The sequence below is a fragment of the Paraburkholderia fungorum genome (genome assembly GCF_003610895.1).
GTDB classification, from domain to species: Bacteria; Pseudomonadota; Gammaproteobacteria; order Burkholderiales; family Burkholderiaceae; genus Paraburkholderia; species Paraburkholderia fungorum_B.
The window spans coordinates 107,359-128,964 of sequence record NZ_MCAS01000008.1; the positions used below are offsets into that span (position 1 = coordinate 107,359).

The following is a 21,606-nucleotide window of genomic DNA, read 5'->3' on the forward strand; positions in this document are numbered from 1 at the left end:
TAATTGAATAATTGCGTCATGCCGAATCCGCCCGACGCCGACGCTGAAACCCCCGCCACGCCTGCCGCTGAGGCCACAAAGGAAACGGGTAAACCCGAGCTTTCGATCGGTTTCATTCTGCTGCACCAATTCACGCTGGCCGCGTTCGCGGGGCTGGTCGACGTACTGCGTCTGGCTGCGGACCATGGCGGACGTAGCCGGCAGATTCATGCGCGCTGGCGTGTCATGAGCATGGACGGTTTGCCGCGCACCTCGAGCGCGGGCGTGACGCTCGCGGTCGGCGGCGGATTGCCGGACGACCCGGCGGAGTTCGACTACATCGCCGTCTGCGGTGGCAACGACTACCCCAATACCTATTTGCCGCCGCTGCTGGCCGACTGGTTGCGGCGGGCGAGCGCAAGCCGCGTGCGCATGCTGGGCATCTGCACCGGCACATTCGCGCTCGCGCAAGCGGGACTGATTGGGTCGCGTGTTGTCTGCGTACACTGGAATGTGCTCGACGCGTTTCGCGCCCGCTTTCCGCAGGCACCCGCCGTCGTCGATCACCTGTTCGTGGATGAAGGAGACCTGATCACCTGCGCGGGTTCGACCGCAGCCATCGATCTCGGTCTATACCTTGTTGCCCGTCATTGCGGCCGGGACAAGGCGCAGCAGGTTGTGCGCCACATGATGCTGCAAGGCATGCGTCCCGCGAAATTGCCGCAGGCGCACTTCTACGCCGACCTCACGCATATCGGCGATATCCGCGTGCGTCAGGCGGCCCATTTCATTGAGCAGCGCATCGACAATCCACCAACACTCGACGTCATCGCGCGTTATGTGGGTGTCGGCAGGCGGCAACTCGAACGTGCGTTTCATGACGCGCTCGGCCTCTCGCCAATGGCATTTCTGCGCTCGCTGCGGCTCGAATACGGCAGTTGGCTGTTGCTCAATAATCCGCGCAGCATCACTCAGATCGCGCTCGATTGCGGCTTCTCCGACGGCGCGCATTTCTCGCGGGATTTCCGCGCGCACTTCGGCGTCTCGCCGCGCGAGTTTCAACGGAAGTCGGCAGAGGAGTTGAAGCCGTCGTAGCCGGGTTGCGCCGGGTGAATACGGAAAAGGCACTTCCTCAGCCAACCGGGCCGATCCGGCGGGCCGCCCAGAAAAAGTGCATTCTGTTCGCCCCGCCGCGCCCAGCATCACGATCACCGCAACCGCGCGGGCAGTGAACCGCCGAAGACCCTCACAGCGTTCCGGGCGGCTCCGTGGGCACACCCGACGCGTCGGCTTGTGCGTCCTCATCCTCGATCTCGGCGCGCGCCTGTTCCCAGTACTCCTCAGGTGTCCCCCTGGGTTCGGTCGCCTTCTCCCACAAATGGTAGGCCCGGGTCCTGATGCGTTCTTCCACCGTCGTGGTTTCCATGTTCATGCTCCTTGTGAGACCAGCAAAAAAGCCCGCTCCCGGGCTTGCGGAATTTGCCGTTTGCAACGGATTGCGCGGCGGCAACCGGGAGCGCAGCAAGCGCTGTTCCTCACCGGCGCAAGCGATATAGATGGGTAGCGATACGCGAATGACTGACTACAATAGGTGGATGCAAGCAGGAATCCGAAAGCGGTCCCGTTCAGACATAGCGTGTCAGTCGTGTGACGTTTCAGTTCCTTCATCGGAGGCATGCCATGACCTGCCCATGCGAAAGAATTGCCGGCGCAATCATCTTTTTGCTGAGCGGGTATGCGTTCGCGGGCGAGCTTGCTATCGATTTGCCCGAAGAGATGACCGTTGCAAGCATCGCGCCGCCGTCGGTGAAGGCCGTTGCGCCCATTCCGGAACCGCAACGCTATGAATTCGAGTACCAGTCGGGCCAGGGAAATCCCTCTTACGCGCAAGTCGATAACTTCTACAGCACGCCGCTAACTCACGACTTCCGGCTGGGCACCGGGACGCTGGCGCCCACGTCTGAAGCGGCGCCGCAACACGCGTCGGATTATCTCGATCTGGGCCCGTCGACCGCGCCGCAACTCTCGATGGTCGATTTGCCGAACGCGACCCTGACGCTCGGTGCGCAACCGCAGCGAAAGCTGTCGCTGGTCGTCAACGACTGGGCCTTTTCTGCAACGGCGCGGGTCGCGGTGCTTCACTCACACAGTACGGGCGCGACGTTTTCCGTGCGGCACGGGTTTTAAACCAACGTTCGCGGCTTTCCGGCGGCACCCTCCCGCACGCCTTGCACGTGCCGCGCAGCGCTACTTCTCGGGTGCCGCCCGGTCTGTCGCGACGATCTGGCGGCCATACTCCACGGCAGCCTCGCGCGCTTGCACGGGCGTTGCATAAGGTCCGATCTGCGGCGCGCCTTCAAACGGAAACAGGATCTTCCGGTCGGACTTTCTGATGACCCTGAGGCCGCCCACGTACCGGCCGTCGCTCGTGCCGTGATAGGTCGCGTAGATCTCGAAGTCGCCGTCGGAAACATCCGCCTTATGCCGCGCCATTTCGAATTCCTTAACTATCCTTACGTTATGCCGATACCGTTTGCGCCAGCACATCTCGCCCCGTCCCACAGCCTCCGCTGGTTTTTTTGATCGACGCAGCGCCGGCAGCCGGCTCGACCAGCCTCTTGTCGAGCGCGCGAAGATCGGCCGGCCCGCAGCTTGCGACGAAGTCGCTGAAGTCACGATTGTCGACGGCTGGGTATCGTTATTGCGCCCGATACCCAGCCGTCTTGCGGATCAAGGCTTGGCCGCAGCGTACTGATCACGCAGGTCGCGCACACGGTCATGGTTTTGCAGCACGCCCTGATACTGGCGCTCGACAATTCCACGCACGTCCGGCGGCAATTCCTTTTCGAGCGCGTCGTGATATCGCTTCTTGGCCACGTCCTCGCCCTTTTCGCATTCAGCCAGGATTTCGTGATCGCTGCGATTCGTGACGGCCGACTTCACATCGACCCAGCCGCGATGCAGGGCGCCGCTTACACTGCCATGCGATTCGGGCTTGCCACCCATGCCTTGAACCGCATCCTGAAGCTCACGCGCGCCGCGCGCGCAGTCTGCTGCCCGCGACTGAAACAGGGTTTTCAGTTGCGCGTCATGCGCATCCTCGGCGGCCTTGAGAAAACCCTTCTCGCCGTCCTTCGACGTTTCGATCAGATCATTCAGCGCGGAAACAACGTTCGTAGTCATTCAATACCTCCAGAGGTGTCGTCGATCAGAAAATCCACCGCCGCAGCTTTTTCGTGCAGCAACAGAACGCCTCAGGTCATTCGCATGCGGCGTGCCTGGCATGTGCCGCCCCGCATGCGGGACGGTCAGAACGCGCTCCGGCAGTCAGGCACCGGCTTTGCTCATAGCGGGAACACCGGCGCATTTGCGCGCCACGCGCCTGAAACTCTTACCCACGACGATGCCTGCCTATGAAAATGTGTGGAGCTGCGCGGACACGCGTGGTCGCAAGCAATACCGCCATCACCCGCGCTGACGCAAAACACGCGTCGTCGGCCAAATACGCCACACGGATATGGATAGTCGGGAATCTTGGTTCTGCCACAACGCAGAAAGGACGACACTGAGCGCTTCCTCTCCGGCGTGGTCTACTGAGATGAGCAAACCCCAGTGGGATTATTCACAGCACACCGCCGCGACGGCCTCGCACGAGGTCTCGCGCCCGGCCCCTGAGCGTTCGCGTCCGTCGCATGGCCGGGTTGTCGCCGTTCTGCTGATCGCCGCGCTATGCGCGTGTTTGGAGCGCGAAGTCGCCGGTCCGTCAGAGGGTGGCATCCTGCCCGCGGTGGCGAAATACTGGCAAGCGGCCAAAGCCGCGATCCCTGCGCCCACACGTTAGCCGAGCCGATACCTCACGCGCATACGTATGGTCGCGATTGCGGGTCGGCCGCTATCACCCCTCGCCGGCTGCTACCGCGGCATTGAACACCAACGAAAGTGTGCCCACGAGAATAAGGCTCATCGCCCAGACTGCGTCCAGATTGAACCAGCTCCGCGACACGAATTTCAGCCCCAGATAGCGGTAGACCAGCCACGCGAGGAGTCCGCCGACCGCGATCATGGCGGTGGCATGGACGCCGGAGACAAGCAGCGCCATGCCCAGATTGGCGTCGATCAGGGCCCGCGCGGCCTGATGTCCCTGATCCATCTCATAGGACCGGCAAAGGCCGAGGTAGACCGGCACGAGCATCAGCCCCGCGCCATGCGCGATGGCCACGGCGAAAGACCAGAGCGCGAGCCGCGACGGTGGAATCCGCGCAAGCACACGCGGATGACGCCGCCAGATCAGAAGCCACGCGCCAAAGGCGATGACCAGCACACTCGCGCCGATCTGGATTTCGCGCTGCCAGGCGAGCAGGATCGCCAGCATGGCGAACGGCACCATCACCACGAACATCGCCAGTACGTGCCCAGCGGCGAGATACAGGAGCGCGGAGAACAGCGCCCGCGCCCGCCTGTCCATCAGCCCGCTCGACACGGCGAGCGGCCAGCCCATCGCCGGGTTGAGCCCGTGATAGAGACCGCTCGCCGCGACGGCCAACCAAAGGCCGGTCTGCGGCCAGACACCGCCAATCAAGTCCCCACCGATGGGTAGCAGAACGAATCGGTCGAGCAATCGCCGCCTTCGAGCCGGATCTGGTGAGCCCGGTATCCGTCGGGAAAGGCGACCCAGTAGTCGTCGGCCAGCGCCAGGCCGCCAGCAGGCTCGGCCCGGGCCATAACCTGTGCCGCGGGTACACCGTCCGGATAGAACTGGTTGTCCCACGTCGAATAGAGGGAGTTGGTCCAGTAGACGCGCTTGCCGTCCCGGCTGATCTCGACCATCTGCGGACCGCCCGCAAAGGTTTGACCGTTCGGGTGAGGCGTGCGCCGTACGATCCCGCCGATGTGGACCGATCCCGCGAGTTTCGGTTTGCGGGGTTCCGTCACGTCGTACTGGCGCATCTCGCCGGTTCCCCAACAGGCGACGTACAGGAATTTGTCGTCGATGGAGAGGTCGATGTCGGTGACGAGCGGCGGCACCGCGCCGAACCCCTGAAGCAACGGCGGCAGCAATTCCGTGGCGGCGGGCTCGGGCGGAATGGTCGCGGTCTTCTCGATGTGGAACTTGCCGTCCTCCCGCCACCAGGTCCAGATCGACCCTTCAAGATTCGTCGTGTCGACCACTACGCCGATAAAGCCGTACTCCCGGCTGGGATCGTGCGCAGGCCGCACTTCGAGCCCCATCTGATGATTGGCGCCGAGATCGATGGTTTGCACGTTGCGCCTCGCCCGCAGATCCCAGAAGTGGATGTGGTGGCCATACCTGTTCGACAGAAGATCTTCAGGGACGAGCCCATTCTCGAACTGCGGCGGCAACGCCCACTCGCTCGACACCATGTAGTCGCGCGGCAGATTCCACCAGAAATCGTAGTGTTTCTCCTGCGGCCCGCGGTCGATCTCCCAGCGGCCGAGCACCTCGAACGTTTCGCAGTCCATGATGAAAATTCCCGGCGGCCCGTCTGTGCCATCTTTCCCGGCGCCACCGAGCGTGCTGACATAGATACCTTCGGGTCCACAATGCACCGTGTGCGGACGCGAGTAGCCGGTCTTGCGGAAAATTTCCTCGGGTTCGATGATCTTGTGGATGCGCGCCTGCGTAGGATGGGGTTTGGTATCGACGATGTAGATGCGCGAGGAGCGCATGCCCGGAATGATCAGATAGCGCCGTTCGAGGAAGGCGTGGCCGGTGAGCGGCGACAGGGACGATGAGCAGGCATTCCATCCGAAGTGATGAAATTCATCCCCCTTGTTCGGCACCGGCACCGTATGAACCACCTGGCTGTAGGTTGGCGATCCGGGCTTCACGTCGATCACCACAAGCGCGTCGGGCTGCGAGAAATCGGGGCTGAGCAGCAAGGTGTAGGCAAAGTCTTCCGCAGGCGCATCCATCGCGAGTTTCGGCGATGCATGGAACGTAGGATCAGGGCGCATTCCCATGATGGGGTCCTCCTGTCGATCTGGTTCGGGGCCGGTAGCGGCGAGCGCAACCGGACGGTTCCCCAACTTTCGCGCGCCTCGTATTTCGTCATACTTAAGCGCGTGTCCACACTCTCATTGTTGCGTGTAACGAATCGTTAATGCTGCACGCCCCAGCGCCGAACGGTCACGCGTTCGAGCGTATCGAACACCAGATGTTCGATCAGCAGGCCGATCACGATCACCGCGGCCAGCCCTGCAAAAACGCGATCCGTGTACAACTCGTTCCGATTCTGAAAGATATACCACCCCAGGCCGCCACTGCCAGAACTCGCGCCGAATACGAGCTCGGCGGCGATCAGCGTGCGCCACGCAAAGGCCCAGCCCACCCGCAAGCCGGCCAGAATCGCCGGCAACGCCGCCGGCACCAGAATCAGCAGCACGTGGCGCATGCCCGTGAGCCCGTAGTTGCGCCCTGTCATGCGCAGCGTCGCCGGCACCGATTGAAATCCTGAGTAGGTATTCAGCGCCAGCGGCCACAGCACCGAATGAACCAGCACGAACAGCAGGCTGCCGGTACCGAGGCCGAACCACAGCAACGCGAGCGGCAGGAGCGCGATGGAAGGCAAGGGGTTGAACATCGCCGTCAGCATCGACAGGACATCACGGCCCAGGCGCGTCGACACGGCGAGCGACGTCAGCGCGAAAGCAAGCACGGCGCCGAGCAGATAACCACGCAGCAGCACGGACATCGACACCGCCGTCTTCTGCAGCAGCTCGCCGGACCACACTCCTTGTATGAACGCGCTAAACGTCGCGCCGAACGTCGGCAGGAGCAGATCGTTGTCGATCGCGCGCGCGGCGATTTCCCATATCACGATCAGCACCAGTGCCACCAGTGTCTTGCGCAACCAGCCTTGTTCGAAGATGCGCTTGCCAAGCGGCAGCGGCGCTTCGAGGGCGAGTTCGCCAAGCGGTTCGAGCGGACGCTCGTACTCTTCGCGAACCGGCGGCAACAGCGTAGCGGGAGAACTCATTGCACGGCCTCCGTCTCATCGAACAGCAGATGATGAATACGCGCGACGCTGCGCTGAAAATCGCTGCGTCCGAAACTATCCTGGGAATACTGATGGCTGTTGAGCTCCGCGCGCACGCGGCCGGGATGCGGCGACAGCAGCAGAATGCGATTGCCGATCACGAGCGCCTCTTCGATCGAATGCGTGACGAACAGCAGCGTGAAGTTCACCTCTTCCCACAGGCGCAGCAATTCCTCCTGCATCTTGCGGCGCGTGAGCGCATCGAGCGCGGCGAAGGGCTCGTCCATCAGCAGCACGCGCGGCTGCATCGCCAGCGCGCGGGCAATCGCAACACGCTGCTTCATGCCACCCGACAACGTATGCGGATAGGCCTTGGCAAACGACGCGAGCCCCACCTTCTCCAGGTAATGCAGCGCACGCTCGTTGGCTTCCACGCGCGACAGCTTTCTCGCTACACGCAGCGGAAAGGCGACGTTTTGCAGAACCGTCTTCCACGGCGGCAACTGGTCGAACTCCTGGAACACGACGATACGATCGGCACCGGGACCTCGCACGGTTTCGCCATCGAGCGCGATACTGCCGGAGCTCGGCTGAATGAATCCGGCCACGGCTTTGAGCAGGGTCGACTTGCCGCAACCGGACGGTCCCAGCAGCACGAAGCGGTCGCCTCCGTAGACATCGAAACTCACGTTATGGGTCGCGCGAACGATCCGGTCACGCGTGCGATATTCGAGGTTGACGTTCTCGACCGCGAGCAACCTTTCGCTGGTCGCCGGCGTGGCCTGTTCAACAGCGTCGTTCGGAAACAGCAAAGTAGGATTGGCCACCATCAGATCACTCCCTGCCGGCCGATTACACCGGTCGATGCGCGGACCGACGAATTACTGGCGAAGCTCGCGAAGAAACTCATGCTCAGCTTCCCGCCGCGGTTGCCGGGTCGTCGAAGAAATAATCCTTCCACGATTTTGGCTCGTTTTTTATCGCGCCGACGCGATACATGAACTGCGCGAGGCCGAGCGTGTTCTGCGGCGCGACCTTGAACTGCACCTGCGGATCCTTGATGACCTTCAGCAGCAGATTGCGGTCGATCTTCGACTGATTCGTGCGGATGTAGATATCGGCGGCGGCGTCGGGATTCGCGGCAATAAAACGTGCGGCATCCGCCAGCGCATCGACGAATGCGCGGTAAGTCTTCGGATTGTTGTCGCGGAATTTTTCCGTCGCGTACAGCACGGTCGCCGAGCTCGGGCCGCCCAGCACGTCGTACGAACTCAGCACGATGTGCGCCTTCGGATTGCCGGCCAGTTCCTGCTCCTGAAATGGCGGATTGCCGAAGTGTCCGGTGATTTCCGTGCCGCCCGCGATGATCGCAGCTGCCGCGTCGGGATGCGGCAGCGCCTGCGTGAACTTGTCGAGACGGTTGTAATCCTTGTCGCCCCAACGCTTCGCCGCCGCGTACTGCAGCACGCGCGATTGCACCGACACGTTGACGGCCGGCACCGCGATGCGGTCTTTCGCCGTGAAGTCGGCGATCGTCCTGACATCGGGATTGTTGCTGACGAGGTAATACGGCAGATTCCCGAGCGACGCCACGCCCTTCACGTTCTGCTTGCCGTGCGTGCGGTCCCAGATCGTCAACAAGGGGCCGACGCCCGCGCCGGCGATATCCACCGCGCCGGAAAGCAGCGCATCGTTGACGGCGGCGCCACCCGAGAGCTTCACCCAGTCGACCTTGATATCGAGCCCCTGCTTACGCCCTTCTTTCTCGACGAACTGCTGGTCACGCGCCACGTTCAGCAGCAAATAGACGATGCCGAACTGTTCGGCAATGCGGATCTGGCCTTCGGCATGCGCGGGCATGGCCGCGCCTAAGCCGGCCGCGCCCATCGCCACGCTCAGCAGCGTGGCAGTCAGACGACGGGAGAAAGACAACCGCGCGGCGGTCGGGCGAAACCTGGCAAGCATTGGAACTCCGGTCAGCATGTGAGTGTGTGGATGTGCGGACATGTAGGCATGTGTGATCGACGCGGACGGCGTTGCCGTCAGAACGGCACGTCGCCTTCAATCGTCGTGCGATACAGTTTGCGGCGCAGGTGATCGGGCGTGCCGGCGGCCAGATGCATCAATGAGCGGTTGTCCCAGAACACCATGTCGTGTTCGGCCCATTGATGCCGGTACAGATGCTCGGGGCGCACGCTATGCGCAAAGATTTCCTCGAGTAATGATTTGCTCTCGTCTTCCGGCAAGCCGATCACACGGGTCGTGAAATGCTCGCTCACGAACAGCGCGCGGCGCCCGGTCTCAGGATGCGTGCGTACGATCGGCTGCACGACCGGCTTCACCTGTGCAATCTGCTCCGCCGACAGATTCGGCCGCCACGGGCTGCGCTTCTGCAATTCCGCGTACTTCGCGAGATAGGTGTGCTCCGCCGAACGCCCCTGCACCGCGCTGCGCAAATGCGCGGGCAGCGTGTCCCACGCGAGATGCATATTGGCGAACAGGGTGTCGCCGCCCTCCGAGGGCAACTCCTGCGCATGCAGCAGCGAGCCGAGGCTCGGCTTCTCCTTGTACGACAGGTCGGAATGCCAGTAGTGGCCGGCGTCGCCGAGACCGATAGGCTGGCCGTTCTCGACGATGTTCGAGACGACCAGCACCTCCGGGTAGTCCGGCAACTGGAATTGGTGCAGGACGTGAATCTGCAATGGGCCAAAGCGGCGGCTGAAGGCAATCTGCTGATCCGGCGTGATGCGTTGATCGCGAAACACCAGCACGTGATGATCCAGATGCGCTCGGTGAATGCGTGCGAAATCGTCCTGAGCTAGCGGCTTGCTGAGATCGAGCCCCAGAACTTCCGCGCCGACAGGACCATCGAAAGCGCGAATTTCGATGGAACGGGCTTGATTGACATGGCCAGCGGCGCTGGCGGCGGTGGATGCAAAGGCAGTCGTCACAGGAAACTCTTCGTCGAATCTGTTCGAAGGACGCCGGCAAAGGCGAAGTCAGACAAATTTACCGGCGCACGTGCACGGCGACAACGAAGCAAATCCGATACGGTTATCTGCTGGAGTGATAAACCCGATGTTTTAACGCGCCGCGGGCGGCGCAGGCGCGTCCGATCATGTTCCGGCAGAGCGAATCAGCGCAACGCCAGCTGCCGTCCGCCGGCCTATCCACCCGAAGCGGTGGTCGAAGCGGTGGTCGTTTCGGCCTGCTTCGTGGCGAAGTTCCAGCGTAGCGCCGTGGCCGTATCGACCGGCGCCGGCAGAAGACCCGCCCGGTAGAAGGTGTCGGCGATCTTCTGCTGCTCGGCAAAATTCTGCGTGTCAACGGCGCGTACCGCATAGCTGCGACGCGCGTTGGCACGCTCGATCGTCGCGGCGTCCAACCCCCAGATCGGCGCGAGCAGCTTCGCCGCCTCGTCAGGATGGGCGCGAACCCATCCCCCCGCCGACTTCAACTGGGCGAACACGGTGCAGATTATCTCGGGGTGCGCCGCGGCAAAGCTGCTGGATGCGAGGTAGTACCGTTGATAGGAAGCGAGTCCTTCGCCGTTGGCGAGGATGCGCACGTCCGGCGCTTTATCGACCGAGGCGACATACGGGTCCCAGGTCACCCATGCATCCACGCTGCCGCGCTCGAAGGCGGCACGTCCATCGGCGGGCGTCAGATAGCTGATCCGTACGTCAGCAGGTGCGAGACCCGCTTTGGCGAGCGCGGCGAGCAGCAGATAGTGGCTGCCTGCCGCCTTGGTCACGGCGATGCGCTGGCCTTTCAGGTCGGCAAGCGTATGCAACGGCCCATCGCGCTTCACGATAATGGCCTGGGCGCCGGGCGACGGCGCCTCCTGCGCCACATACACAAAACGTGCATGAGCGGCCTGAGCGAACACCGGAACCGTATCGGCGACATCGGCGCTCAAGTCGACCGCGTCGGCATTGAGCGCTTCGGTCAGCGGCAAGCCGCTGGCAAATTCGTTCCACGTGACGCTCACGCCTAATGGCGCCAGCGCCTGCTCGAGCGAGCCACGCGCTTTCAGGATGGTGATGAGCGTCGAAGACTTTTGATAGCCAATGCGTAGTTTCACCGGCGCGGGAGCGTTGGCGGAAGTCTGCGCGTGAGCAGCACTCACGGCGAGCAGCGAAGTCAGCGCCGCGCGAGCGAGCCAACGGGAGATGGAAAAGGTCACGGCGCGAAATTCCAGTCTGTCGAGACGATAAGACCGTGATCGTAGCAACGCCGGATCGCACGGATAAGCGAGCGTTTTAACTATGCTTAGCAGCCGGACGCATAACGGCAAAACAGCGTTGGGAATTGAAGTGGATGATCCCCCACGCGATACCCGGCTCCGGGGCTTGCCACGCTATCGCCCAGAATTCGCCGCTCGAACAGCCTTCACCGTGCAGGGCCGATATGCATATGGCGTTTCGTTGTTTGATCAGGCAGTTTGCAATGCTTAAGGTATCGGGTTACCACGACCCTCCCCTCAATAAGCATGTCGACACTGCCGAAGCACGACGCCAAAGTCTCCACGTTCAATTCCACCGCTGACACCCACCGCGGCGCCGAGGCCGATGCCGCTCTGGAGGCGCGTTTCAGCAAGATATTCGAGCGCATTGCAGCAGGTGCTGTCGAACGCGAGCAGAACCGCGAGCTTGCCTACGAAGCGGTTGAATGGTTGCGCGATGCCGGCTTTACCGCGCTGCGCGTGCCGCAACGTTACGGCGGAGGCGGTGTCACGCTCCCGCAGTTTTTCAGGCTGTTGACCCGGCTGGGTGAAGCGGATTCGAATCTCCCGCAGATTCTGCGGCTCAATTTCGGCTTTATCGAAACCCGGCTCGAAAGCAGCGACGAAGCGGCCCGCGAACGCTGGCTCACGCTCGTCGCCAATGGCGTGCTGGTCGGCGCCGCCATTTCCGAGCGTACCGGTTCGACCCACAACTCCGTCACCCTCACACGCGATCCTCACGACAGCGGCCGCTGGCGTCTGAACGGTGAGAAGTACTACAGCACGGGTTCGCTCTACGCCGACTGGATCAATGTGGCCGCGCATGACGGCGAAGACGACGTCAATCTGCTGGTACGCGGCGACGCCTCCGGAGTGGAGCGCATCGATGACTGGGACGGCTTCGGCCAGCGCCTGACGGCAAGCGGGACCACCCGTTTCAATAACGTCGAAGTGACGGACGACCAGATCCTGTTTCGTTACCGCTCATCAGAGCCGCGGCGCAACACGTTGCAGAGCGCGTTCTATCAGACTGTGCACATCGCCACGCTGGCCGGTATCGCGCGCGCCGCGTTACGCGATGCGAGCGCTTTTGCCCGCAGCCATACACGCACCTTCGGCGTACCCGGGCAGTCGAGTCCGCGCGACAATCCGCTGGTGCAGCGCGTGATCGGACGGCTCGCGAGTCTGGCTTACGCGGCGGAAAGTGTGGTCAACACGGTATCGGCCAGTCTGGAGCGGATCTATCAGGCGCGTGCAGCCGGCACCACTACCGACGCCGATTATGTCGCGCTCGACATCGAGGCCTATCAGGCGCAACAGATCGTGATCGGGCAAGTGCTCGAAGCCACCACGCTGCTCTTCGAAGTGGGTGGCGCTTCGGCCACCAGCGAACGGCTGCGGCTCGATCGCCACTGGCGTAACGCTCGCGTGATTGCCTCACATAACCCCGCCATTCAGCGCGAAAAGGCGATTGGTGCATTCCATCTGAACGGTGCGCCACCCAACGAACGCTTCAGCCTTGCCCACGCTTCCAACGAAAACAGATCATCCGCGGCGGCACACGCTCCCTTCGCCGTCAAACGCCTCGACGCCGCGCTCGGCGCGCAGGTCACCGGGCTCGATGCGGCGAACGCACTCGACGCGCAGCAGGTGCTCGCGCTCAAGCAGGGCCTGCTCGACCATCGCATTCTCGTGTTTCGCGGCCAGCAACTGGACGACACCCAATTCCGGCGCCTTGCCTCCTATTTCGGTTCCGTCTACACGCCGCCGCGCAATGCGCCAGTGCTTGGCTCGGACGCATCGGGCATCGTGCCGGATATCGTCGTCGTATCGAATGTGGATGACGGCCTGCTCGGCAACCTGGACTTGCCCGCGCATTCCGATCACCACTGGACGCCCGAACCGTCGTCCGGATCGCTGCTGTATGCGCTCGAAATTCCCGAGGAAGGCGGCGACACAAGCTGGTATGACCTGGTGGCCGCCTATGACGCGCTCGATGAAGCGACGCGCGCCCAGATCGACGACCTGAAGCTGATCACCTACAACCCGTTCCTGCGCCGCCAGTTCCCGCTGGAAAGCGGCTTCCCGCTTTACCGCACGCCGGACATCACGCCGCTCGAACCGTGGACCGTGCATCCGCTGGTGCGCACGCACCCGCAAAGCGGCAAGCGTTTGCTGTACCTGGGCGCGCGCACCGAAGTCGAGATCGTCGGCTACGACCCCGTGGCAGGTGCCGCACTGATCGAGAAGCTGCGTGCGCATCTGAGCTCGCCCCGCTTCTTCTACACGCACCGCTGGCAAGCCGGCGACATCGTCTACTGGGACAACCAGGCCACGCTGCATGCGCGCACGGAGTTCGATCCGTCACTACGGCGCGTGCTCAAGCGCATCAGCCTGTCAGGCAGCCGGCCGTTCTGAAGCAGCGCGCCGCGCGCATGCCGGCAGAAGGTGTGCCGGCATGCGCGGCGACGTTAGAAGTCGCCGGCGCCGGACATGCGCTGATGTATCCAAAGAGAGGCTGCGGCGAAGAATGCGCTACGGCTGAATGTACAGGTCGGCAAAATTGCCACGCAGACCTTCTCCAGTCGGCGCATAGTCCTTCACCTTCTTCGAGACGATGGTGATGTTGGGGTTCGCGCCGAACTCGATTGACGGAATGTCATCGTGGACGATTTGCTGGAACTGGATGAATAGCTGGCGGCGCTTCGCTTCGTCAGTCTCTACCGAAGCCGCTTCGAGCAAACGGTCGACTTCCGGGTTCGAATAGTGAGCCGCGTTGGAGAACGGCAGGCCGATCTTGAAGTTCTTCGACCAGAAAACGCGCTGTACGCCTACCGTCGGATCAAACACGTTGGCGAGCGCTTCGAGCGTGATGTCGAAAGCGCGATCGGTGTAGGCCTTCTTCACGTAGGTCGCGAAGTCGTAGCTCTCGATCTCGGCGTCAATCCCGACACGCGCCAGCGATTGACGCACAAAATCCGCGGCACGAGGGTCCTGGAAGGGATTGAAGAGCAGCCGCAGCTTGAAGCGCGTACCGTCCGCACCGCGCTTCAGGCCGGCTGCGTCCAGCGCGGCATTGGCCTGAGACAGATCATACGGAAAGTAGTGGATGCCGGCATCGTGATACTTCGTATTCGCCGCGCCGATCGCCGCGGCCGAGACCTGGCCGTAGCCGTACCAGACAACCCGGTTCAACGCATTGACGTCGACAGCCTGGGAGATCGCCTTGCGCACCGCCTTGTCCTTGAGGACCGGTGTGTCCAGATTGAAGATCAACTGCTGATGGTTGCTGACATAGGGCCAGTTGGTCGTATCCACATTGAAGTTCGGCAGCGCGCTGAAACGCTTGACGTCCGATAAGGGGATCGCCTGGTCGCCAAGGTTCGCCGCGCCTGATTCGAGCGCCGCTGCCCGGGCTGCGCCATCAGGCAGGAAGCGCACGACGACCTTGTCGACGTATGGCTTGGGTTTGTCCCAGTAGTCTGGATTGCGCTCGAGGAGAATGTAGCTGCCGTGCACGAACGATTTGAAAATGAACGGGCCTGTGCCAACCGGCGCACTGTTGTACGGATTGGTAACGATGTCCGTGCCTTCGTACAGATGCTTCGGGATGATCGGCGATTCGGAGCCCGAAAGCGCGGTCAGCAGAAACGGCGCCGGCTTCGACAGTTCGATGATCGCCGTGTAAGGGTCCGGCGTTCTGACATCGGTCACGTTGGCAAACGTGCTTCGGCCGCGCGGATGAACCTGCTTGAGCGTCAGGATCGAGAAAGCCACGTCAGCGGATGTAAAAGGCTTGCCGTCGTGCCACTTCACACCCTGGCGCAAGGTGAAGCGATACTGAAGTCCGTCCTTGCTGACAGACCATGCGGTGGCCAGCAGCGGTTTCGCATTGAGATCCTTGTCGTAAGTCAGCAAGCCCTCCACCACCTTGGGACCGATCTCCGCGTTACCTCCGGCGGTCGTCGTCAAAGGAATGATCGACGCCGGCTCTGGCGTGACGATCCATGTCAGGGTTCCACCGTGATTGGGCGCCGCGAGAGCGGGCATCGTGCCGGTGCAAATCAGTGTGGCCGCCAGCAATGTGCCGACAACGCTTCCCCGCAGCCTGTTCTGCAAGCTCATAGGTATCCTCTTTATTATAAGAATCAAGGATACTAAGGCGTTTCGAAAGGATCGGAAAACAAGCAAGTGTCATTAGCTTTGCATATTCTGGCGTGATCCATCTGGTCCGCCTGACTCGAATAGCGCTCACGTAGTCGTTGCAAACGTCCCTCGCATGCATCAGGCGAACCCGGCCGGCATCCCGTCCTCGATCAATGCTTCGCCAGCCGCCCTGGCGCCGGAGTCATCCGGGTTAGATGCAGGTTCACCTTTGCTATCACGAATAAGTCATTTGACTTCCCTACTATCGACACCAAGAATGAATCTCGTGTTGCGGCGTATCACGTTCGCGCCATGTTTCCGAAGTCGTCACCAGTGCACGTCTACCAGGGAGTATAGAGATGACCCAGTTTTCTCAGGAACAGTTCACCGCAGCGCAAAAGCACCATGCCGAGACATTCTTCGGCCTGACAGGCAAGGTCTTCGACGGTTTCGAAAAACTGACCACGCTCAATCTGCAGGCCGCGAAGTCGATCATTGCCGAAGCTCAGGATGCGACCGGGAAAGCACTGTCCGGAAAAGACCCGCAGGATCTGCTCGAGCTTCAGAACGCTCTCACGCAGCCGGCTGCCGAAAAGACCCGTGCGTACAGCCGTCACGCCTATGAAATCCTCTCGGCAACACATGCCGAATTCGTCAAGTTTGCCGAAACGCAATTTGCCGAATACAACCAGAACGTGCAAAACCTGGTCGATAGCGTGGCAAAGAACGCACCGGCTGGCTCGGAAGGCGCAGTGGCCCTGTTGAAGTCGACAATCACCGCCGCCTTTACCGCCTACGACACGGCTAACAAGGCAACCCGGCAGGCAGTCGAAATTGCGGAAAGCAATTTCGACGCCGCAACCGCCGCCGCATCGAAAGCGTCCAAAGACTCCGCGGCACAGTCGTCGCGCGCCGCCGCCAAGGCAGCCTGATAAAAACAATACCCGGCGCGCGGGGTGATGCACCCAGGCGCCGGGATCGTCCATTCCACGTCACCGAACGGGCCGGGGCGCTACAGCACTCAAGCAGATTTTGCCCACCGGGTTGAGCGACGGTGTCAGTGTTGCGGCAGCGGGTGTCCACTTCGCCGGGCAAACTTCGCCGGGATGCGACGCCACGTGCTGAGCGACCTGCACCTTGCGCAGCAAGTCCTTCGCATCGCGGCCGATGCCCTTGTCATGCACGTCATACAGTTTGAGAATGGCGTGAGCTGCAACCAGCCGGCTACTGCGGCTCAACCGGCATTCGCTGCATACCGCTTTTCCTCGATCGAACCTGTCTGCAACGGTGGAAGCTCGAGATTCGATCTCAGATCGTCGCCGCGATAATCGGTGTCGATGAGTTCGCGCCGGCGCAGTTCCGGCAGCAACCCGTTCAGCAGCAAGTCCTGCTGGTCCGGTTGACCGAGTCCATGCAGCGAGACGATATCGACCAGCCCCGCGCGATACCGCTCCTCGATTGCATCCGCAAGCTGCTCCGGTGTGCCGGCGACAAACCAGTGACCGGTTTCCTGCGCACGAATGATCAGCTCGCGTAACGTGAGCCCCTGCAACGCATAAGTACGGAAGATCGCGACGCGACCGCGCCGCCGGTTCACGCTGTCGATCGCCGGCAGCAGTGTTTCGGGCAACGGACGGTCGAGCGCCAGCCCGCTCAGGTCGATGCCGCCGCCGAGCATGTCGGCGAGCTTCAGCCTGCCCTGTTCATAGTCAATCCGTTCGTGCTTCTCGCGCAGCCGCCGCGCGACGTCCGCGTCGGATTCGCCAATCACCGAGTGAAACGAGTTCATCACGAACGGCAACCGGTTCGCGCGTCCAAAATCCGCCGCCTGCCGTCGCAATTCGGTCACAAACGCACGCGCGTCGTCGAGTGCAGGCTGCGACGTGTAGACGACTTCCGCGTAACGCGCGCCGAGCGTCACGCCGCTCGCCGACTGCCCGGCCTGAAACAGCACCGGCCGCCTTTGCGGCGGCGGTGGCACGTTGAGCGGCCCCTGCACCTGAAAATGCTCGCCGCGATAGTCGATCGTGCCGAGCTTGCGCGGGTCGACCGATACCGAGCCTGACGCCGTGCGCCGCGAGGCCGCCGGATCGTTCGCGTCGAACAGCGCGTTGACGATCTCGACAAACTCCGTTGCGCGCGCATAGCGGCGCTCCGGATCGGGCAGCGTGCCGTCGCCGAAATTCTCTTCACCGACTGACGACGTAACCGCGTTCCACGCGGCGCGCCCGCCGCTCACGTGATCGAGTGTGCCGATCAACCGCGCGATGTTGTATGGATGGTGGTAGGTCGTCGACACGGTCGCGACGAGCCCGATATGCGAGGTGGCCTGACTCAGCGCGGCAAGCGCGACGATCGGCTCCTGGCTGCCGGTGCCGCCCGCCAATCCGGCCGGCTCCGCCTGCAGCAGATCCGCCGTAAAAAGACCCGTGATCTTTTCCGCCTCCGCGGTACGCGCCAGCGCAGCCGCGCGGCGAATGCCCTTCGCGAAGTCCGCGTCGCCGCTCGCATACAGCACATTGCCTGCGCCGACCAGCGTCTTCAACCGCCTGCGCGCGACGCTCATGCTGCGCTCCCGTCGTTCGAGCGCCACTGCGCCGCAAGCGCCGATATCACGATACGGTCGCCACGACATCCGGGCCGCGGCTCTTTTCTCTCATGCATAAGGATTCCTTGTTGATTCGCCAACCATACCTCAACCCACCCTGCCGTCCGGAACAAATATTTTCGGCTTTCCATATTCTTCTTGATTGTTTGACCGCCCGACAGGTCATGAAAATAATGTCGGATACCGAATCGAATCGCCGATTTCGATTTATCTGTCCCATATTCGATTCCCACGCAATGACATATCAAGCCAGCCAACCCGATCACGCCGCTGCGAAACCGGCGTTCAGGTTGAGTGTTCTCGACAAGAGTCCGATCGCCCATGGCGAAAGTGCGGCCGACGCGCTTGCGCGTAGCGTCGAACTCGCCCGTGCCGCCGAAGCGTGGGGCTATCACCGCTACTGGTTCGCCGAGCACCACAACACGAGCGCGCTCGCCTGCCCGACGCCCGAAATCCTGATCGCTCACGTGCTTGCGCATACGCACCGGATCCGGGTCGGCTCGGGTGGCGTGATGCTGCAGCATTACAGTCCGTACAAGATCGCGGAAAATTTCAATCTGCTCGCCGCGCTCGCACCCGGCCGTGTCGATATGGGCATCGGCAAGGCGCCGGGAGGATTGCCGCTGTCCACGCGCGCGCTGCAAGGCACGGCCGATCCGTCACATCGGCGCGATTTCACGGAACTGGCGTCCGCGTTGAACCAGTACCTGCGCGCGACCGATCTACCGGCAGCCGAGAGTGACAACAATGAAGCCGTGCTGCGCGCGACGCCACTGCCGCCCGCATCGGCAAGCCCGTTCCTGCTGGGTGCGAGCGTAGACAGTGCGACACTCGCGGCGCAGCTTGGCTGGGATTTCGTCTATGCGGCGCACATCAACGCCGCGCCCGCGGACATCGAGCGCGCATTCGAGCGCTACCGGTCCGCTTCCGGCGGACGCGCGCCGCTGCTCGCGATTTCCGTCGTCGTTGCCGGCACGCGTGCCGAAGCCGCCCGTCTCGCCGATGGCTTCCGGCGCTTTCGCGTGCAGGTCGGCAACGCTCAGGCCGTCAACGTCGGCAGCCTCGAACAGGCCCACACATTTGTTCGCCAGTCGGGGGGCGGCGCGCATCGGATCGAAGAACGCGAGACCTATATCGTCCACGGCACGCGCGACGACGCACTGCGCGAACTCGGCGAGTTGCAGCGCCGCTACGGCCCCGCCGAGTTCATTGTCGACACGCCGGTTGTCGAGGCCGCGCCGCGCATCGCGTCGCTCCGCCTGCTCGCCGGCGGCCACGGCGGCACCCATACTGCAACGGATGCACATCCGGCCCGCGCCCATCATTCCCTTGCTGTGACGGAAAAATGACCGACCTCATTCGCATCGCCGGCGAGGACGACGTGCCGGCCCTGTACGACCTGCTTCAGCAAGCCTATGCGCCGCTCGCGCGCGAAGGCGTCCACTTCACGATTACCCGCTCGCCAATCGAGCGGGTTCAGCACACAGTCGCAAGCCACACCACGTTCGTGCTCGAACGCGAGTCGGCGGTGGACGGCAGCAAGGCGCTTGCCGCGACGCTGACGGTCCGTTTTCCGTGGACCCCGGAAGATCGGCATCTGACGCCACATCCGTTCATCCACTGGTTCGCGGTTGCGCCCGATTACAAGCGGCAGGGGGTCGGCAACACGCTGCTCGAACACGTCGAGGAAACCTTCCTGAAGACGCAGGTCAAGGCGCCGGCGGTCTATCTCGCGACAGCCGTCGAGCACCCGTGGCTGAAGCCCTACTACGAACGTCACGGGTACGTGGCGTTTGATCGCTCGACAAACCAGCTCGGCACGCCGCTCGTCTGGTTGCGCAAGATTCTGCTGCCAAAGCTCTATCGGGACACTTCGCCGGCTTAGGGCACACCCGGACACACCTGACCACAACAGTCGCCGGCGTCCATGAAACCGCGCCATGCCGCGTGGACGCTGCGACATCGTTTCTATTCCCCGCTCTTTTCCTGAAGGCATCCGATCCATGACATTTTCGTTTCCGGCGTTGCAGTCTGCCCAGCGGGCATCGCGACGCGCCGCATCGGCCGCCATCCTCCTCGCGCTCGCGTTGCCACACCTCACGTTCGCACAGGGCACACCCGTGTCCGGCGGTACGCTGACCTGGGGCGTCGAATCCGAACCGCACACGCTCAATCCGCAGCTGAACGGCCAGGACAAGGTCGAACTGCTGCTGCGTAACGCATACGAAAGTCTGCTCGCGCAGAAGCCCGATGGCAGCTTCGTGCCGTGGCTCGCCACCGCTTATAAGGTATCCGCCGACGGCAAGACGTACACCTTTACGCTGCGCGACGGCGTCAAGTTCACCGACGGCGCGCCGTTCGACGCACAAGCCGTGGCCCGCAACTTTCTCAACGCGCGCAATCTCACCTACTCGGCCGGCAGCAACCTGTCGCGCCTGATTTCGCATGTCAGCGGTGTGAAAACGCCCGACACGCATACCGTGGAAATCACACTCGACGCGCCGTATGCGCCGTTTCTCACGTTCGCCGGGCGCCTGCCGCTTCTGTCGCCCAACGCGTTCGACCGGCCGGGCCTCAAGTCGGGCGGTCCGGACATCGCCGGTACCGGGCCGTTCATCCTGCGCAAGTACGTAAAAGGCCAGGACATCGAGTTCGTCAAGAATCCTGATTATCGCTGGGCCCCGCCGACGGCCGGTCACCAGGGCCCCGCGTATCTGGACGGCGTCGTCTACCGGTTCCTGCCCGAATCGTCGGTGCGCACCGGCGCGCTGCTGTCCGGGCAGGTCGACGTGATCGAGGGCGTCTCGGGCAACGACGCCGCGCTGATTCGCAAGAATCCCGACCTCACCTATCAGCACGCGCTGAACACCGGCACGCCGTACTCGCTGTTCCTGAACGTCACATACGGCCCGACGCAGGACGTGACCGTGCGCCGCGCGCTGCTCGAAGGGCTCGACGTGACCGGCATCATCCAGTCGATCTACCGCGGCGAACGCACCCGCGCGTGGGGCGTCACGTCGCCGATCGATCCGCTGTACGACAGCAGCGTCGAGCGCACGTACGGCAACAATCCGAAGCTCGCGAACGCGCTGCTCGACGAGGCAGGCTGGAGCGCGCGCGACCCGGCCGGCTACCGGACGAAGCAAGGCGAACGGCTGACGATTACCGTGATCCAGGCGCAGGCGACCGTGCGTGACCAGCGCGACGTGCTGTTGCAGGCGCTGCAGGCGCAGGCCCGGCAGCGGCTCGGCGTGGATCTGAAGATCCAGTACGTCGACGACGGCACGTACGTCGACAACCGCAAGAGCGGCAAGTACGGGGCAATCGCGAACTCGAACACGCCGCCCGACGGGATCGACATCGAAGGCCACTATCTGCCGGTCGATCGTGGCGGCGCGCTCAACTACAGCCGCACGCCGGCGCCCGAACTGAGCCGTTGGCTCGCGGCGGCCGCGCAAACGCAGAACCTCGCGGAACGCAAGAAGCTGTACGGCGAACTGCAGCGCTTCGCGGTCAACCAGCAGGCGTATGCGGTACCGCTATACGAGCCTGAAGATCAGATTGCCGCCGCGAAGGCCGTGCAGGGCATTCGTTTCCGCTCGTTCGCGCAGATGCCCGAGAACCCGTACGACATCTGGCTGAAGAAATAA

19 protein-coding genes and 3 pseudogenes are annotated in these 21,606 nt (G+C 62.8%); 9 read left to right on the top strand and 13 right to left on the bottom strand.

The features are described 5' to 3' along the window. Window positions 1–18: 18 nt before the first annotated feature. Window positions 19–1,074 (top strand): GlxA family transcriptional regulator, encoded by a 1,056-nt coding sequence (locus BCY88_RS09755; protein WP_120344054.1) that lies wholly within the window; start codon window positions 19–21, stop codon window positions 1,072–1,074. Window positions 1,075–1,225: 151 nt separating this feature from the next. On the opposite strand, the gene BCY88_RS09760 is transcribed toward BCY88_RS09755, so the two are convergent. Next, window positions 1,226–1,405 carry a DUF2934 domain-containing protein gene (locus tag BCY88_RS09760; RefSeq protein ID WP_259461320.1) on the bottom strand — a complete coding sequence of 60 codons (180 nt, stop codon included), beginning with the start codon at window positions 1,403–1,405 and terminating at the stop codon, window positions 1,226–1,228. A 254-nt stretch (window positions 1,406–1,659) separates the two neighbouring features. Here BCY88_RS09760 and BCY88_RS09765 point away from each other — a divergent pair, with 254 nt between their 5' ends. Beyond that, window positions 1,660–2,166, top strand: a complete 507-nt coding sequence (locus BCY88_RS09765) for a hypothetical protein (protein WP_120344056.1) — start codon at window positions 1,660–1,662, stop codon at window positions 2,164–2,166. Between the two features lie 60 nt (window positions 2,167–2,226). Here the strand turns inward: BCY88_RS09765 and BCY88_RS09770 are convergent, their stop codons facing one another. Together BCY88_RS09770 and BCY88_RS09775 are read right to left on the bottom strand one after the other, a co-directional pair. Further along, window positions 2,227–2,472, bottom strand: coding sequence for a DUF6723 family protein (locus BCY88_RS09770; protein ID WP_120344057.1), 246 nt, complete (start codon window positions 2,470–2,472; stop codon window positions 2,227–2,229). A 237-nt stretch (window positions 2,473–2,709) separates the two neighbouring features. Next, window positions 2,710–3,162, bottom strand: coding sequence for a PA2169 family four-helix-bundle protein (locus BCY88_RS09775; RefSeq protein ID WP_120344058.1), 453 nt, complete (start codon window positions 3,160–3,162; stop codon window positions 2,710–2,712). Between the two features lie 415 nt (window positions 3,163–3,577). Between BCY88_RS09775 and BCY88_RS09780 the strand changes: the two genes are divergently transcribed. Then, window positions 3,578–3,820, top strand: coding sequence for a hypothetical protein (locus BCY88_RS09780; protein WP_120344059.1), 243 nt, complete (start codon window positions 3,578–3,580; stop codon window positions 3,818–3,820). A gap of 54 nt (window positions 3,821–3,874) precedes the next feature. On the opposite strand, the gene BCY88_RS09785 is transcribed toward BCY88_RS09780, so the two are convergent. The 7 genes from BCY88_RS09785 to BCY88_RS09815 form a co-directional block, all read right to left on the bottom strand. Continuing rightward, the gene (locus BCY88_RS09785) at window positions 3,875–4,558 is read right to left on the bottom strand and encodes a hypothetical protein (protein ID WP_120344060.1); all 684 of its coding nucleotides are present in this window, start codon (window positions 4,556–4,558) and stop codon (window positions 3,875–3,877) included. After that, window positions 4,555–5,961 carry a selenium-binding protein SBP56-related protein gene (locus BCY88_RS09790; protein WP_120344061.1) on the bottom strand — a complete coding sequence of 469 codons (1,407 nt, stop codon included), beginning with the start codon at window positions 5,959–5,961 and terminating at the stop codon, window positions 4,555–4,557. The genes BCY88_RS09785 and BCY88_RS09790 overlap by 4 nt, the downstream gene beginning before the upstream one ends. 137 nt (window positions 5,962–6,098) lie before the next feature. Beyond that, entirely contained in the window at window positions 6,099–6,977 is an 879-nt protein-coding gene (locus BCY88_RS09795; RefSeq protein ID WP_120344062.1) for an ABC transporter permease, read from the bottom strand. Then, a complete protein-coding gene (locus tag BCY88_RS09800; RefSeq protein WP_120344063.1) occupies window positions 6,974–7,807 on the bottom strand; it encodes an ABC transporter ATP-binding protein in 834 nt (277 codons plus the stop codon). Before BCY88_RS09800 ends, BCY88_RS09795 begins: the two co-directional genes overlap by 4 nt. Before the next feature lie 82 nt (window positions 7,808–7,889). After that, window positions 7,890–8,942: an ABC transporter substrate-binding protein gene (locus BCY88_RS09805; protein ID WP_120344064.1), complete on the bottom strand. Its 1,053-nt coding sequence runs from the start codon at window positions 8,940–8,942 to the stop codon at window positions 7,890–7,892. Window positions 8,943–9,019: 77 nt separating this feature from the next. Then, the gene (locus tag BCY88_RS09810; RefSeq protein WP_183081329.1) at window positions 9,020–9,928 is read right to left on the bottom strand and encodes a TauD/TfdA dioxygenase family protein; all 909 of its coding nucleotides are present in this window, start codon (window positions 9,926–9,928) and stop codon (window positions 9,020–9,022) included. A gap of 215 nt (window positions 9,929–10,143) precedes the next feature. After that, the gene (locus BCY88_RS09815) at window positions 10,144–11,163 is read right to left on the bottom strand and encodes an aliphatic sulfonate ABC transporter substrate-binding protein (protein WP_120344065.1); all 1,020 of its coding nucleotides are present in this window, start codon (window positions 11,161–11,163) and stop codon (window positions 10,144–10,146) included. 306 nt (window positions 11,164–11,469) lie between these two features. Between BCY88_RS09815 and BCY88_RS40085 the strand changes: the two are divergent. Beyond that, window positions 11,470–12,726: pseudogene (locus BCY88_RS40085) on the top strand (acyl-CoA dehydrogenase family protein); the annotation flags it as partial. 63 nt (window positions 12,727–12,789) lie between these two features. Beyond that, window positions 12,790–13,620, top strand: a pseudogene (locus tag BCY88_RS40310) (TauD/TfdA dioxygenase family protein); the annotation flags it as partial. 117 nt (window positions 13,621–13,737) lie between these two features. On the opposite strand, the gene BCY88_RS09825 reads toward BCY88_RS40310, so the two are convergent. Continuing rightward, window positions 13,738–15,327, bottom strand: a complete 1,590-nt coding sequence (locus BCY88_RS09825; protein ID WP_120344067.1) for an ABC transporter substrate-binding protein — start codon at window positions 15,325–15,327, stop codon at window positions 13,738–13,740. A 380-nt stretch (window positions 15,328–15,707) separates the two neighbouring features. Here BCY88_RS09825 and BCY88_RS09830 point away from each other — a divergent pair, with 380 nt between their 5' ends. Further along, window positions 15,708–16,280, top strand: coding sequence for a phasin family protein (locus tag BCY88_RS09830; protein ID WP_120344068.1), 573 nt, complete (start codon window positions 15,708–15,710; stop codon window positions 16,278–16,280). Window positions 16,281–16,340: 60 nt separating this feature from the next. Here the strand turns inward: BCY88_RS09830 and BCY88_RS09835 are convergent. Together BCY88_RS09835 and BCY88_RS09840 are read right to left on the bottom strand one after the other, a co-directional pair. Beyond that, window positions 16,341–16,544 (bottom strand): annotated as a pseudogene (locus tag BCY88_RS09835) (hypothetical protein); the annotation flags it as partial. Window positions 16,545–16,582: 38 nt separating this feature from the next. Then, the gene (locus BCY88_RS09840; RefSeq protein WP_120344134.1) at window positions 16,583–17,914 is read right to left on the bottom strand and encodes an NtaA/DmoA family FMN-dependent monooxygenase; all 1,332 of its coding nucleotides are present in this window, start codon (window positions 17,912–17,914) and stop codon (window positions 16,583–16,585) included. Between the two features lie 278 nt (window positions 17,915–18,192). On the opposite strand from BCY88_RS09840, the gene BCY88_RS09845 reads away from it, so the two are divergent. The 3 genes from BCY88_RS09845 to BCY88_RS09855 all read left to right on the top strand — a co-directional run bounded on the left by BCY88_RS09845 (window position 18,193) and on the right by BCY88_RS09855 (window position 21,606). Continuing rightward, on the top strand, window positions 18,193–19,305 hold the full coding sequence (locus BCY88_RS09845; protein WP_120344069.1) for an MsnO8 family LLM class oxidoreductase: 1,113 nt from the start codon (window positions 18,193–18,195) through the stop codon (window positions 19,303–19,305). After that, window positions 19,302–19,841 (top strand): GNAT family N-acetyltransferase, encoded by a 540-nt coding sequence (locus BCY88_RS09850; protein ID WP_120344070.1) that lies wholly within the window; start codon window positions 19,302–19,304, stop codon window positions 19,839–19,841. The genes BCY88_RS09845 and BCY88_RS09850 overlap by 4 nt, the downstream gene beginning before the upstream one ends. Before the next feature lie 118 nt (window positions 19,842–19,959). Next, complete coding sequence (locus BCY88_RS09855) at window positions 19,960–21,606, top strand: ABC transporter substrate-binding protein (protein ID WP_120344071.1); 1,647 nt, start codon at window positions 19,960–19,962, stop codon at window positions 21,604–21,606.

What these genes read in the sequence shown, in the direction of transcription:
- BCY88_RS09755 (WP_120344054.1), top strand. Translation starts at nt 19, where the DNA reads ATGCCGAATCCGCCCGACGCCGACGCTGAAACCCCCGCCACGCCTGCC.
- BCY88_RS09760 (WP_259461320.1), bottom strand. Translation starts at nt 1,405, where the DNA reads ATGGAAACCACGACGGTGGAAGAACGCATCAGGACCCGGGCCTACCAT.
- BCY88_RS09765 (WP_120344056.1), top strand. Translation starts at nt 1,660, where the DNA reads ATGACCTGCCCATGCGAAAGAATTGCCGGCGCAATCATCTTTTTGCTG.
- BCY88_RS09770 (WP_120344057.1), bottom strand. Translation starts at nt 2,472, where the DNA reads ATGGCGCGGCATAAGGCGGATGTTTCCGACGGCGACTTCGAGATCTAC.
- BCY88_RS09775 (WP_120344058.1), bottom strand. Translation starts at nt 3,162, where the DNA reads ATGACTACGAACGTTGTTTCCGCGCTGAATGATCTGATCGAAACGTCG.
- BCY88_RS09780 (WP_120344059.1), top strand. Translation starts at nt 3,578, where the DNA reads ATGAGCAAACCCCAGTGGGATTATTCACAGCACACCGCCGCGACGGCC.
- BCY88_RS09790 (WP_120344061.1), bottom strand. Translation starts at nt 5,961, where the DNA reads ATGGGAATGCGCCCTGATCCTACGTTCCATGCATCGCCGAAACTCGCG.
- BCY88_RS09795 (WP_120344062.1), bottom strand. Translation starts at nt 6,977, where the DNA reads ATGAGTTCTCCCGCTACGCTGTTGCCGCCGGTTCGCGAAGAGTACGAG.
- BCY88_RS09800 (WP_120344063.1), bottom strand. Translation starts at nt 7,807, where the DNA reads ATGGTGGCCAATCCTACTTTGCTGTTTCCGAACGACGCTGTTGAACAG.
- BCY88_RS09805 (WP_120344064.1), bottom strand. Translation starts at nt 8,942, where the DNA reads ATGCTTGCCAGGTTTCGCCCGACCGCCGCGCGGTTGTCTTTCTCCCGT.
- BCY88_RS09825 (WP_120344067.1), bottom strand. Translation starts at nt 15,327, where the DNA reads ATGAGCTTGCAGAACAGGCTGCGGGGAAGCGTTGTCGGCACATTGCTG.
- BCY88_RS09830 (WP_120344068.1), top strand. Translation starts at nt 15,708, where the DNA reads ATGACCCAGTTTTCTCAGGAACAGTTCACCGCAGCGCAAAAGCACCAT.
- BCY88_RS09840 (WP_120344134.1), bottom strand. Translation starts at nt 17,914, where the DNA reads ATGAGCGTCGCGCGCAGGCGGTTGAAGACGCTGGTCGGCGCAGGCAAT.
- BCY88_RS09845 (WP_120344069.1), top strand. Translation starts at nt 18,193, where the DNA reads ATGACATATCAAGCCAGCCAACCCGATCACGCCGCTGCGAAACCGGCG.
- BCY88_RS09850 (WP_120344070.1), top strand. Translation starts at nt 19,302, where the DNA reads ATGACCGACCTCATTCGCATCGCCGGCGAGGACGACGTGCCGGCCCTG.
- BCY88_RS09855 (WP_120344071.1), top strand. Translation starts at nt 19,960, where the DNA reads ATGACATTTTCGTTTCCGGCGTTGCAGTCTGCCCAGCGGGCATCGCGA.